Consider the following 12,947-nt stretch of genomic DNA (forward strand, 5'->3'; position numbering starts at 1 on the left):
CGCGACGACATGCTGGCCATGGACGACTCGCTGGCCGAGCTGGTGGATCGCGGCACGATCTCGTTCGAGACCGCCTATCCGTTCTTCGAGGACAGCGAGAAGCGCGCCTCGCTCCAGCGGCGCACCTATCGCGTGGCCAACGTCCCCGAGCCGGCGAGGAAGAGCGTCTGATGGCCACCGCCTATCGCCTCTCGACCCGTCGCTTCGGCGAGCTGCTGCTCGACAAGGGGCTGCTCACCGCCGATCAGCTGAACGACGCCCTCAAGCGCCGCGAGGATCCTCGTGAGCGCCTCGGCCAGACCCTGGTGCGGCTCGGCATGCTGTCGGAGTGCGAAGTGGTGAAGCTGCTCGGCCAGCAGTTCGGGCTCCAGGTCGCCGAAGCCGACACGCTTTCCAAGGCCGATCCCACCGCGGTCCAGCTGGTGCCCGAGCACCTCGCCCGCCAGGCCAATCTGCTCGCGCTCCGGCGCACCGGCGACACGCTCGAGGTGGTGGTCGGCGATCCGCTCGACGTCGTCTCCCTCGATCACCTGAAAGCCCTGACCGGCTGCACCCTCAAGGTGTGGATCGCGCCGCCCAGCGAGGTGCGCGAGGCGATCGACGAGTTCTATTCCGAGATCCGCGCCACCGAGCAGGTGGGCGCGATCCTCGACAAGCTCGACCTGTCGGGCTCGGCGGACTCCGAAGAGGACGTCGACCTCGCCACCCTCCGCCAGCAGGTGGAAGACGCGCCGGTCGTCCGGCTCGTCAACCTGATGCTGGCCGAGGCGATCGACGCGCGCGCCAGCGACATCCATGTCGAGTCGCTGCGCGAGCGGATCGTGGTGCGCTTCCGCATCGACGGCGTGCTGCACGAGGTGATGAAGCCGCCCAAACATCTCCAAATGGCGATCGTCTCGCGCATCAAGGTGCTGGCCGATCTCGACATCGCGATCCGCCTGCTGCCGCAGGACGGCCGGCTCACCGTGCACCTGCCCGATCGCGAGGTGGACATCCGCGTCTCGACCCTGCCGACCTCGTTCGGCGAGAAGGTCGTGCTGCGACTCTTCGACAAGCAGGCGTTCGCGCGCGAGATCCTGAACCTCGGCCTCGACGGCCCGGGACTCTCGTCGTTCCAGCGCGCCATTCGCCAGCCCTACGGCATGCTGCTGGTGTCGGGCCCGACCGGGAGCGGCAAGACCACCACGCTCTATTCGGCGCTCAACGAGATCAAGTCGGCGCAGCGCAATCTGGTGACGGTCGAAGATCCGATCGAGTATCACATCGAAGGCGTGAATCAGGTCCACGCCAATCACAAGGTCGGCATGTCGTTCGCACGCGCGCTGCGCTCGATCCTGCGCCAGGATCCCGACGTGATCATGGTCGGCGAGATCCGCGACTCCGAGACCGCCGATATCGCGGTGAAGAGCGCGCTCACCGGCCACCTGGTGTTGTCCACCGTGCACGCCAACGACGCGCCGGGCACCGTGACGCGTCTGGTGGATATGGGCGTGCCGCGCTACCTGGTGGGCTCGGCGGTGGTGCTGGTGATGGCGCAGCGTCTGGTGCGGCGCGTGTGCGAGCGCTGCAAGGAGACCTATCTCGCCGAGCCCGAGCACGTCGCCGCGCTGGGCGAAGACGGCACCGCGCTGATCGGCCGACGCCTCGCGCGCGGCCGGGGTTGTCTGTTGTGCAAGCAGACCGGCTACAGCGGGCGCATCGCGGTGTTCGAGGTGCTCGAGATCGCGAAGGGCATCCGCCGGCTGGTGCTGGACGGCAGCAACGAGGACCAGATCAAGGCCGCGGCGGTTGGCGAAGGGCTGATGACGCTGCGCAAGAGCGGCATCAAGAAGATCCTCGACGGCTTGACCACGGTGGATGAAGTGCGCGCCGTGACGCTGGCGGATCACGTCTGATGCCGAGCTACTTCTACAAGGCCCGCGACGTCGCCGGGCGGGCCCACGAGGGCGTCGAGGTCGCCGGCTCCGAGGATGAGGTCCTGCGCATCCTCGAGAACTCGAAGCTGACGCCGGTGCTGATCGAGGCACGCATGCCGGGCGCTGCCCGCACCGCGGGCAGCCTGCTGCTGCATCAATTCTCCGACGCGCTCGACCGCTGGCGCCACGCGATACCGCCGGCGTCGGTGGCGCTGTTCGCGCGCCAGCTCGCCACCATGATCGGCGCCGGGCTGCCGCTGGTGCGCTCGCTGCGCTCGATCGCGCGCGACCATCACGATCGCAAGCTGGCCTCGATCCTCGAACTGGTGGCGGACGACGTACAGAAGGGCGAGTCGCTGTCCTCGGCGCTCGGCAAGCACCCGGTGGCGTTCGACGAGGTGTTCGTGAGCCTGGTGCACACCGGCGAGATCAGCGGCACGCTCGACAAGATCATGGAGCAGACCGCCGGCTACCTCGAGCGGGCCGAGGGGCTGCGCCTCAAGGTCGAGGCCGCGCTTCGCTACCCGAGCTTCGTGGTCACGTTCGCGGCGCTGGTGTTGCTCGCCATGGTGCTCAAGATCATTCCGATGTTCGCCACCATCTACGATCGTTTCCGGGTGCCGCTGCCGCTGCCCACGCGGATCCTGCTGACCATCAGCAAGGCGGTGGTCGGGAATTTCGCCATATTTTGCGTTATCGTTGTGGTGGCCGGATTGGTCGCCTGGTCGTGGTCCCAGACCGACAACGGCCGCTACTGGATCGACCGGGGGAAGTTCGCGATGCCCACCTTCGGCCGGCTGGTGCGGATGTATGCTATTACCAAGTTCGCCCGGACGCTGAGCATCCTGACCGCGAGCGGCACCCAGATTCTCTACGCGCTCAAGGTCATGAAGCCGGTGCCCGGGAACAAGGTGCTGGAACGCGGGATCGACGAGGTTCGCGCCCGGGTCGAGCAGGGTGTTTCGCTCGCGCGGGCGATGGGTGAGACCGAAGTCTTTCCCGAGATGCTGGTGCAAATGACCGCGACCGGCGAGGAGACCGGCCAGCTCGAGACGATGCTGGCGCGCACCGCCGACTTCTACGAGCAGCGGGTGACCGCGGCCGTGGATGGGCTGAGCGCTCTGGTCGAGCCGATTGCGATCGTGGTGCTGGGCGGCATGGTCGGAATCATCCTTCTGGCCCTCTACCTGCCCATCTTCAACCTCGGTCAGGCCATGCGGTCCGGCCTGCTGGGGCATTGAGACGACTCGCCGAGAGGAGAATGAATCCGATGAGGAAGTTCAGAAACGAACGCGGCTTCACGCTGATGGAGCTGATGGTGGTGATCGTCATCGTCGCGATTCTGGCGGCGGTCGCGGTGCCGCTCTACATCAACTACGTGAAGGACGCGCAGCGCACCGAGGCCAAGGGCGCGATTGGGGCGATCTTTACCGCCAATCAGGCCTACTTCCAGAAGTCGGGTTCGTTCGGCGCGCCGACCTATGCCCCGGCGCTCGACACCCTCAAGACTCAGGGGTTGCTCGATCTGACCGAGGTGGACGCCAAGTGGACATTCAACTACAACCTCGCCAGCGCCGACTCCTACACGGTGACCGCCACCAACCGGGCGGACGGCACGCTGCAGGTCGCTGCAACCTACGGCAGGTCGAGCGGCGGAAGCTTCGCGCCCTGATCTCGGTCGAGGCGCGGTCTTGAGAAGATCGGAAGTCCGGGCGACCGCATCACGCACTCCTCGGCGTGGTGCGGTTCGCGTCTGGGACAATGAGCGCGGCCTCGGCTTGTTCGAGGTCATCGCGGGAACCGTGGTCGCCACGCTCGCCGTGCTCGGCCTCGCCTACACGTTCGGTGTCGGCCGCGGCCTGATCGATCGCTACGAGGTCGCGCGCTGCGCGATCGGTGAGGCGCAGCATGTGGTCGATTCCCTGAGCCTCGTGCGTCCGGCGAATCTCGCCGCCGGCAGCCGACCATTCGAGGTGGCGGGCGTGACCGCGGGTGCGACGCACTGGACGGTGACGCCGGTGGACGACCCGCTCGACGGCACGGCGGCTTCGACTCCTCCCGATCCCAGTCCGGTTGATCTTTACAAACTGACGATCGAGGTCGATTGGGGCACCGGCGTCATGGCCGACCGCCTGCAGATCTCGCGATTCGTGGCGGCGCAATGAACTCCCGCCCGAGAATCGGCAACATCCTCGGCGAGCGTGGCATCACGCTGGTCGAAGTCACCGTGGTCGGCGTGCTGGCCGCGATCGTGATGCTGGCGCTGACCGGCTTCTACGTGAACTCGCAGGGCACCTGGATCGACTCGTCGTCGCAGGCGGTGACGCAGCGCGAGGCCAGCCTGGTGCTCGAGACCCTGACCGACAGCATCCACGTGGCCTCGAGCGCGATCGTGACCACCGGAACCCTGATACTCAACAACGCCGACGGCATCGAGCGGTCGCGTTTCTGGCTCGAGCCGTCGGACCAGCGCGTCCACGTCGGCGGCGGCAATCCGTCGGTGGATCAGGGCCCGCTCGAGACTTCGCGCGCCACTCAGTTCGTGGTCGCCGCCAACGACAGCATGGTGTACGTCATCGCCCTCCAGCTCCACACCGCCAGCATCGATTCGGTGACCATGTCGACCGCCGCGGCGCTGATCAATCGAGTGCCGCCGCCGTGAGCGCGCCCCGCAATGCCGCCGGCAAGGGCGAGGCCGGCTTCGTGCTGGTGGGCGTGGTGATCATGGTGCTCGCGCTCACCATTCTCGGGCTGTCGCTCTTCAGCCTCTCCAACTACGAGGCGCAGTTCATGCAGCGCTCGGTGGATCAGCAGCAGGCGCTGCAATCGGCGCTCGGCGGGCTCGAGCGGGCCAAGTACGCGCTGAGTGTCGCCGGCGACAGCCTGGCACAGGTCAAGATGGGCCTGCCGCTCGAAAACGTCTTCTATGCAAGAGCGACGCAGCTCAAGCCGGGGTTCCCGCCGGTTCAGGATACGAGCCATCTGGTCGATTGGACCGGTGATTCGATCCACATCGAGGTCGCCGCGAGAGTGAACGATGTGACTCGATGGGCGGAGGGTTGGTTCAGGCCGGTGTACACCGACAACTTCTACAAGCGCGTCATGACATCGGCCGACAGCGTCAACGTGAATGCCTTCTGCGCCGGCTTCCCGGCTACGGGCACGGTGGTGATTTCTGGGTCGGACTCCGTCTGGCAGTCCTGTCAGGACGTCTCGTGGAGAGGCCTCACGGCCCCGGGATTGTACGGCGTCCGAGTCAAGCCTTTGCCGCTCCCAGCGGTGTCGAGTTTCATCAGCGCGCATCTCGCCGGCGCGACGTCGATCGCCCCGGTCCAGGCTGCCTACAGTCTGGGCGCCGCCGGCGTAGTGACCTATAACTACACCGAGGATCTGACCAATTCCGAGTTTTCCATCAGGAACAACGCTCTCAGTCCCACGATCACCGTCAATGGTCAGGCGATCTGGATGTTGCCCAGAGGAATCCGGTTCGAGCATACCGTCACCATTCAGTCGGGGGGCGACCCGAACGCCTGTTTGGTGATCATCGCTCGCGACGGTCGCGACAGCACGTATCACGATCCTGGGGCCATTTGGTTCTTCGCAGGATTGCAGTCGACCATTCCTTTGGTTCTCGTCAGCGACGGGTCCGCGAAACTGGAGCAGTTCAACGCGACCACGGGCGCCAGCTCGGCGACGCATCTTTCGATCTTTTCGGGAAAGATCCTTCTCACCGGCCCCCAGAACAGTCCGCCGGGCCATTTCATGGTCTTGAGCCACGGTCTGACGCCAACGGACGTCAACAACATGGATCACACGATCGATGTGCTGATGGCCGCGGGCGCGCTCCCCAATCCGGCTTCGGCAAACGGCGCTCGGCTCTCCCTCCTCCCCGGAACTTGGCGCATCACGCAGTGATGCCGTACTACTCCCAAGCATGAGGGCGGGCATGCGTTCCCGGCCGTGGGTCGGGCTGGACATGGGAAGCTTCAGCATCAAGCTCCTGGCGATCCAGTCCGGGCCGGCCGGCGATCGGCCATTCCTTGGCGAGGTACCCGCGCCGCCCGCCGGGAACGACGGCCGGCCCGCCCCCGAGGCCCTGGCGCAGGCGATATCCCGATGCATGAGCGACGCTGGACTCCCCTCCCGCGGCCATCGGGGGCTGACGCTCGGGGTGTCGGGCGCGGACGTCATCATCAAGCAGATCTCGCTGCCCCTGCTGGATGAGAGCGAGGTCGGGCCGGCGCTGCGCTTCGAGGCACGCAAGCACCTGCCCTTCGATCCGCAGAGCATGACCATCGATTACCAGGTCCTCGGCCGCTACCCGAGCGAGAAGCGTCTCGACCTGCTGCTCGCGGCGGTCTCGAACGACCGCCTGCAGCGATTGCAGGCGCCGCTGCGCGCGCTGGGGCTCGAGGCCGACATCGTGGATGCCGCGCCGCTGGCGCTCGCGAACGCGCTGGCCGAGGAGCATCCCAATCAACGCGAGGCCCAGATCCTGCTCGACGTCGGCCACGGGTCGTCGCTGCTCTCCATCTACCAGAAGGGCGAGCCCTATTTCACGCGCCGGCTCGACTTCGGCGGACGGACGATCACGCACGCGATCGCGTCGGCGACCCACGTTCCATTCGACGAAGCCGAGGAATGGAAGCTGGCCGCGGGCTCGGACGAGCCCGGCTTTCGCGTGGACTGGAACTCGGCCGAGATGCAGGCGGTCTCGGAGGCGCTTCGCTCCGAGCTGGTGGACGAGCTGCTGCGCACGCTCGCCTTCTACCGCACCATCGGCCATCTGTCGGAGCCGCTGCGGCTGTGGCTCTCGGGTGGGTCGGCGCGATTGCCCGGCATCGCGATCCGCCTCGCCGACCAGCTCGGCATGCCGGTCGAGATCTTCAACCCGCTCGAGGACCTGCTCGAGCCCGCCGACGACGGCGCGCCGCGCACCGCCGGCCCGCAGTTCGCGCAGGCCTTCGGCCTGGCGATGAGGACGGCGTGAGCCCGGTCTTCACGATCAACTTCCGTCGCGAGGTCTACCAGCGCGAACTGGCCCGCAGCCGCGCGCGCGTGATCGGCCTCGGCGTGTGGCTCACCTACTTTGGCGTCATAGCCGTGATCTTCGGTCTCTACGGCCTGAATTGCGCGGTGGTCGCGAATCGCACCAAGATCGTCGAGCGGCAGGCCGCCGCGATGAAGGCGCGCAGCGCCGCTCAGGTGGACTGGAGCAAGAAGGCCGCGCAGATGGCGCTGGTCGAGCGCGGCGTCGCCGATCCGCGGCTGTGGCGCCAGCGGCTCGAGCGGATTTCGATGGTGCTCCCCCCCGACACGCGGCTGACCTCGATCGACTTCAACCCCGGTGGCGCCTCGGGGGCCAGTGACTGGAATCGCCTCGTGCTCTCGGGCGTGGTGAAATCCCCGCCCGACCAGGATCGCATGCGCAGCGTCGCGGCGCTGGTGTCGAAGCTGCAGCGCGATTCACTGCTGGCCGCTCACTACCACTCGATCCGGCTCGCTTCCACGCGGGTCTCGGATCCGACTGGCAACAGCGCCGATTTCGTGATCGAGTGCCGCCCATGAATCCCGTCCTGCTCGCCACCTTGCGCCGTCACTGGCAGCTGATCGGGACGATCGCCGCGTTCGCCATCTTCATGTACGTGCACCTGGTCTTCTTCAAGCCGACCGCCGCGCGCTACCGGGCCGCGATCAAGAACGCCGGCGGGCTCGAGACCGTCTTCGAGACCAACGTGATGCAGACCGCGCTCCCGCCGCGCGTCTATGCGCTCGCCACCGACAACACGCTCGACGCCCAGGACGCGCAGGATCGCGGCGGCTCGGGCGCGCTCGGCGTCATCCTGCTCGAGGATCTGGGGCGCATCGCGGAGCGATCCGGGCTCAGCGTCGCGTCTTCGGAGCCGGGCCCGGTCACGCAGGAGCCGCTCACCGCCGAGATCCGCGCGCACTTGAAGCTGCGCGGCAGCTACGCGCAAATCGTCGGCTTCTTCGACGAGCTGTCGCGGGTCGGGTCGCTCAATCTGGTCGAGCGCTTCCAGATCATTCCGTCCGGCCCGAACTCGGACCTGCTCGAGGTGTGGATCGCGCGGCTCTACCTCAAGCAGAGCAGGAACGGCTCGTGAAGCTCGACGCGCGCACTCTGGTTTCGCCGCTGGTGGCGCTGGCGATCCTGTTTGCCATCGCGAGCTTCACGCGCGAAGCGCTCACGCTCTCGGGTGCCTGGCGGCGCGCGAGAACGGTGGCGCGCAAGGTCTCGCCCGATCCGTTCGCGGGCGTCGATCACATGCTGGCGACCACGCCGCCGCCGAGTCCCGCCGCGCTGCGCGATCCGTTCAACACCGTGCAACCGGTGCTGGCGGCGAATCCGCAGACGAAGCGCCCGCGCGCGCGCCACGAGGCGCCACCGCCCCCACCGCCGGTGCCGGTGCTGACCACGATCGTGTTCGACGCCGATCCGCGGGCAACGGTTCGCTTCAATGGCCGAGATTATTCCATCAGGGCCGGCAGCCTTTTTGCCGATTTTCGGGTGGTGAGCATCGCCCGCGACCAGGTGGTGCTGGACCAGAACGGAACCTCTCTGGTCCTGCAGCTGCCGAGAAAAGGAGATTCTCCGTGAAATCTTCCGTCCTTCTGTCGCGCGGCCTCCTGGCCGTCGCGTTCGTCGGACTGCTGAGCTGCGGCGCGGGCGTGCCGGCAGCGTGCGCCGTCGACCTGCAGCGCAAGGTCTCGCTCGACGCCGAAGACGCCACATTGCCGAGCGTGCTCAAGATCCTGGCCGAAAAGGGTGACCTGAACGTCATCACCGGCCCGGGCGTCGCCGCCGGTCACCTCACCATCCACATGAAGGACGTGCCGATCGAGGAGGCCGTCAATCTGGTGGTGCGCGCCGCGGGACTCGCCTACGAGCGGATCGGCAACTCGATCCTGGTCGCGAACGAAGGGGCGCTCAAGGAAGAGACCGGCCTTTCGTCCTACATCGTGCCGCTCAAGTTCGCCTCGGCCGAGGAAGTGCGCGACGCGCTGAAGAGCCTGACCGCCGACATCCAGCTCGACAAGGGCGGCAATCAGCTGATCGTGGTGACCAGCCCGCGAGTGATGTCCGAGGTGCATGAGATCGTTGCCACGCTCGATCAGCCCGCCAAGCAGGTCATGCTCGAGGCGCGCGTGATCGAGGTGTCGACCGACGACGCCAAGACGCTGGGCGTGGACTGGGACCTGCTCAATCGGCAGGGGTTCGTGATCGTCGAAGGCAATCCACCACCCTCGGCGCCCGGGACGGTTCCCAGCCCCCTGCCGTTCATCCCGAATCCGGCGAGCGGCGCCGACTTCCTCAAGTTCCAGAGCTTCAGCCGGCAGGCCAAGGCGTTTCAGGTCGCGATCGACCTGATGATCAGCGAAGGCAACGCTCGCGTGCTCGCCAATCCCAAGCTCGCGACGCTCAACGGCCACGAGGCCAACATCCTGGTGGGCCAGCGCATTCCCTTCGAGATCCAGGGAACGACGTTCGCGGGCAACGCGGCCTCGCCCACGACCTCGATTCAGACCGAAGAGGTGGGCATCAAGCTGCGCATCACGCCGCTCATCAACGCCGACGGCTTCATCACCACCAAGATCGAGCCCGAGGTCAGCTCGGCGAGCTTCCGTCCGCTGAGCGATCTGCCGGTGATCAACACGCGCCAGGCTTCGACCACCGTGCGCCTGAAGGACGGAAACTCGGTGATCATCGGCGGACTGCTGAGCGAGAACAAGACCACCAACATCACCAAGGTGCCGCTGCTCGGGTCGATCCCGGGCCTGGGCGTGCTGTTCCAGCATCACAGCATCACCAGTCAGAAGACCGATCTGGTGATCGAAGTGACGCCGCGAATCCTGCCGGAGCAACCGTAGCGAGCGGCGGCCGCCACTCTAGGGGCGCGGAAGCCCGTACACCGTCAGCACGCCCGCGATCCAGCCGATCCACTGCCCGACCGCGAGCGTCATACACAGCGTCACGATCCCCATCCCGGCGGTCGCCAGCAAGGGCGAGGACGACCGGTAGTGGTCGAGGCGCCAGATGAGGAATGGAATCCCGATTCCCTTCAGCGTCACGAACAGCAGCCAGTGGCTGTGCGCGAGATCGGCGAGCAGAGGATTGCCCTCGCGATTGCCGAAGAGATGGATGCCAAGCGACGTGGCGACCAGATCGGCGCTGTTGGCCAGAATGGCGATGAAGAGCACGGTGCGCACGCAAACCTCGGACGGCAGGCTGTCTTTGAAGGTTCGAGCCACAGCTTGCCAGAGCCATCGGCATCGGGCAACGGAGACTTGACGGAATGGGCGGTCACTGGACCCTGGTCACACTGGCAGGCCTGCTGGGCCTGGCGATGGGCAGCGCGGTGACCGCGCTCTCGTGGCGCATTCCTCGCGGCGTCTCGTGGATCCATGGCCGTTCGGCCTGCCCCAGCTGCGGCGCGACACTCGGCGCGCTCGACCTGATCCCGGTGCTGTCGTTCGTCCTGAGCCGCGGCCGCTGCCGGCACTGCGGCGTGCGAATCGGCTGGCGCTATCCGCTCACCGAGCTGTGGTGCGGCGCCTGGTCGGTGCTGCTCTACCTGCACGTCGGCACCCACTGGGTGTGGCCGCCCCTCGCGCTGTGGGGCTTCATCCTGGTGGCGCTGTTCTGGATCGACCTCGATCATCAGCTGCTGCCCGACGTGCTGACCCTGCCCGGCACCCTGATCGGGCTGGCGGCGGCGCTCCAGCTTCCGAACGGCGCGATGCATGCGATCCTCGGTATCGCGCTCGGCAGCGGCGTGCTGTGGTTCCTCGCCTGGGCCTGGCTCCGCTTCCGCAAGATCGAGGGGCTCGGCGGCGGCGACATCAAGCTTGCCGCCATGTTCGGCGCAGTGCTGGGCTGGCAGCTCACGCTGCTCACGCTGTTCCTTGCGGCCCTCGCCGGCAGTTTGTGGGGCGCCTGGCTGATGATGCGCCGGGAGGGCGACAGCAAGACCGCGCTGCCGTTCGGCACGCTGCTCGCGCCTGCGGCGATGGTCTCGCTGCTGTGGGGTGCCAACTGGGTGCAGGCGTACCTGAGAATGCTCGGCCGCGGTTAGGCTAGACTGCCGCGATGGATGGTCGCCTGACTCTGGGCGCTCTGGTGCTGGCGCTGGCCGCCTGGATCGGAGCCGTGCTGATCGCCTGGCCGACGTACGACGGCATGAACCACGCCACCGGTGTGGTCGCGGCCTGCGCCGATGCCGCACTCCACGGAGAAGCACCCGGCCTTCCGCGCGGGGAATCCTTCCTCGGCACGCTCTACTTCCCCCCCGTCCCGTTGCTGGTGGCGGGTGCCCATCGGCTCGGCATGTCGTGGCACGCGGCGCTGCGCTGGGTGAATCTGGCCGGAATGCTGGCGCTGATCATCGCCGTGGCGATGGCCGGGCAGTCGCTGGGCGGCAGCGGCGTGAGCTTCACCGTCGCCCTCTCGCTGCTGCTGGTCAGCTTTCCGTTCATGGCCGCGAGCATCGCCGGACGCGCCGACCCGTGGGCCGCGGCGTTCTCGATCGGGGCGCTGGCGGCCTGGTGCCGCGATCCGCGCCGGCGGGGCTGGCTGGCGCCGGCGCTGGCCGCCGCCTCGTGGCTGATCAAGGCGACGTCGTTCACGGTGCCGCTCGCGGTGCTGCTGTCCTCGGCGGCGCCGGGCGCCCGGCGCGCGGCCGGGCCGTTCGCGGCGCGCTTCTTCGCCGCGGTCGCGGCGGGCGTGGTGCTCACGATTCCCTGGCACGGGCCGGGCTGGTACGCCGACGTGCTGCACACGCTCGCGTTCGCGCCGCCCAACATCACCACGCCACTGCGGGGGCCGTTCGAGCTGCTGCGCTATCTCGCGAGCCTTGGCGAGTTGGCGGTGGCGGCGGGACTCGCGATCGTCTATCTCACCGGCGAATGGTCACGCGGCCGGCCGGTGCGGCCGTTCGCGATCGCTTCGCTGGCGCTCACGGTGCTGGTGATGGCCAATCGCGGATCGGACCACAACCATCTGCTCGAGCTGACGGCACTCGGCGCGGTCGGCGCCGGCATGTGGGCTGAGCGCGCGACCCGTCGCGAGGCGGTGCTGGGCATGGCGCTGGTGCTGATCGTGGTGACCGGCGCCGCCTGGCGCGAGACGCAGGCGGCGGTGCGCGCGGCGCGCGCGCCCGAGGCGAGGCGCGAGAACGTGCTGGCCGCGGTGCGAGGCGAATCCGGCCCGGTGCTGGCCGAGGACGCGCTGATTCCGCTCGCGGCCGGGCTGCGTCCCGAGATCTCGGACGCCTCGACGCTGCGCTCCGAGATCGGACGGGGCGAGCCGCGCGCCACCGCGATCGTAGAGCGCATCCAAGCGCGTCACTATGGCCTGATCGTACTCGACGAGAATCTCGAGTTGCAGAAGGATCGCTGGTATCGCGACTTCCAGTTCGGCGCCGCGGCTCGCGACGCCATGCTGTCGCGCTACGTGGCGGCCGGAGAATCCGACGGCTTCTGGCTCTACCGGCCGCGGTCGGCGGTGAACGGGGCGCCGTAGCGCGGTCGTCGCCGGCGACGGCGCGTTTCGGCGCGAGCGCTACTTCTCGAACACGATCTTCGTGACCGGCGTGGGCCCCGCGCCGCCCGTCAGCCTTCCGTAATAGACGCCCGGCGCTGCCGGACGCGAGTTCGAGTCGCGCCCGTCCCATTCCAGGTGAGAGCTGTTGGCCGGCACCGATCCCTCCCATCGCCTGGCGCCGGTGACGTCGTAGATCTCGACGCGCCGGGCCTGCGCGGCGGGCGGGATCGCGAACTGAACCACTCCGCGCGCCGGTACTGGCCGCGCTTCGAACCGAACTTCGGGAAGCGTTCGAATCGGTTGCACCGCGGCGTTCTGTCCGCAGCCGACACCGAGCGCCCCGATCTGTCCGCAGCCCGGCGCGTCGATCAGCGGCGAGCCCACCGTGAGATGAGCGTCGCCGCCGGCCGCGTTGCAGAACATCGGATCGACCGAGAGACCGTTGGGGCCGGGCGGGACGCCCACGACGT

Annotated in this window: 15 protein-coding genes; 13 read left to right on the plus strand and 2 right to left on the minus strand. The window is 67.8% G+C overall.

Annotated features, from left to right (window positions below):
- Positions 1–170 precede the first annotated feature (170 nt).
- The 11 genes from VMJ70_07980 to VMJ70_08030 all read left to right on the plus strand — a co-directional run bounded on the left by VMJ70_07980 (position 171) and on the right by VMJ70_08030 (position 9,806).
- Complete coding sequence (locus VMJ70_07980; protein ID HTO91055.1) at positions 171–1,895, plus strand: ATPase, T2SS/T4P/T4SS family; 1,725 nt, start codon at positions 171–173, stop codon at positions 1,893–1,895.
- On the plus strand, positions 1,895–3,157 hold the full coding sequence (locus tag VMJ70_07985) for a type II secretion system F family protein (protein HTO91056.1): 1,263 nt from the start codon (positions 1,895–1,897) through the stop codon (positions 3,155–3,157). Before VMJ70_07980 ends, VMJ70_07985 begins: the two co-directional genes overlap by 1 nt.
- 29 nt (positions 3,158–3,186) lie before the next feature.
- The gene (locus VMJ70_07990) at positions 3,187–3,588 is read left to right on the plus strand and encodes a prepilin-type N-terminal cleavage/methylation domain-containing protein (protein ID HTO91057.1); all 402 of its coding nucleotides are present in this window, start codon (positions 3,187–3,189) and stop codon (positions 3,586–3,588) included.
- A gap of 106 nt (positions 3,589–3,694) precedes the next feature.
- Entirely contained in the window at positions 3,695–4,081 is a 387-nt protein-coding gene (locus VMJ70_07995) for a hypothetical protein (GenBank protein HTO91058.1), read from the plus strand.
- Entirely contained in the window at positions 4,078–4,578 is a 501-nt protein-coding gene (locus VMJ70_08000) for a hypothetical protein (GenBank protein ID HTO91059.1), read from the plus strand. The genes VMJ70_07995 and VMJ70_08000 overlap by 4 nt, the downstream gene beginning before the upstream one ends.
- Positions 4,575–5,831, plus strand: coding sequence for a hypothetical protein (locus tag VMJ70_08005; GenBank protein HTO91060.1), 1,257 nt, complete (start codon positions 4,575–4,577; stop codon positions 5,829–5,831). Before VMJ70_08000 ends, VMJ70_08005 begins: the two co-directional genes overlap by 4 nt.
- Positions 5,832–5,862: 31 nt before the next feature.
- Positions 5,863–6,906, plus strand: coding sequence for a type IV pilus assembly protein PilM (gene pilM, locus VMJ70_08010; GenBank protein HTO91061.1), 1,044 nt, complete (start codon positions 5,863–5,865; stop codon positions 6,904–6,906).
- Positions 6,903–7,484, plus strand: coding sequence for a hypothetical protein (locus VMJ70_08015; GenBank protein ID HTO91062.1), 582 nt, complete (start codon positions 6,903–6,905; stop codon positions 7,482–7,484). Before pilM ends, VMJ70_08015 begins: the two co-directional genes overlap by 4 nt.
- Entirely contained in the window at positions 7,481–8,041 is a 561-nt protein-coding gene (locus VMJ70_08020) for a hypothetical protein (GenBank protein HTO91063.1), read from the plus strand. Before VMJ70_08015 ends, VMJ70_08020 begins: the two co-directional genes overlap by 4 nt.
- Positions 8,038–8,535 carry a hypothetical protein gene (locus tag VMJ70_08025; GenBank protein ID HTO91064.1) on the plus strand — a complete coding sequence of 166 codons (498 nt, stop codon included), beginning with the start codon at positions 8,038–8,040 and terminating at the stop codon, positions 8,533–8,535. Before VMJ70_08020 ends, VMJ70_08025 begins: the two co-directional genes overlap by 4 nt.
- Positions 8,532–9,806, plus strand: coding sequence for a secretin N-terminal domain-containing protein (locus tag VMJ70_08030; GenBank protein HTO91065.1), 1,275 nt, complete (start codon positions 8,532–8,534; stop codon positions 9,804–9,806). The genes VMJ70_08025 and VMJ70_08030 overlap by 4 nt, the downstream gene beginning before the upstream one ends.
- 18 nt (positions 9,807–9,824) lie before the next feature.
- On the opposite strand, the gene VMJ70_08035 is transcribed toward VMJ70_08030, so the two are convergent.
- Positions 9,825–10,145 carry a DUF5658 family protein gene (locus VMJ70_08035; protein ID HTO91066.1) on the minus strand — a complete coding sequence of 107 codons (321 nt, stop codon included), beginning with the start codon at positions 10,143–10,145 and terminating at the stop codon, positions 9,825–9,827.
- A gap of 86 nt (positions 10,146–10,231) precedes the next feature.
- On the opposite strand from VMJ70_08035, the gene VMJ70_08040 reads away from it, so the two are divergent.
- Positions 10,232–11,011 (plus strand): A24 family peptidase, encoded by a 780-nt coding sequence (locus tag VMJ70_08040; protein ID HTO91067.1) that lies wholly within the window; start codon positions 10,232–10,234, stop codon positions 11,009–11,011.
- 14 nt (positions 11,012–11,025) lie between these two features.
- Entirely contained in the window at positions 11,026–12,456 is a 1,431-nt protein-coding gene (locus VMJ70_08045; protein ID HTO91068.1) for a hypothetical protein, read from the plus strand.
- 39 nt (positions 12,457–12,495) lie between these two features.
- Here the strand turns inward: VMJ70_08045 and VMJ70_08050 are convergent.
- Positions 12,496–12,947 (minus strand): hypothetical protein (locus VMJ70_08050; protein HTO91069.1); only part of this gene is annotated, 452 nt, incomplete at its 5' end.

Origin of the sequence: Candidatus Sulfotelmatobacter sp. (assembly GCA_035498555.1) — a bacterium.
GTDB lineage: Bacteria > Eisenbacteria > RBG-16-71-46 > RBG-16-71-46 > RBG-16-71-46 > DATKAB01.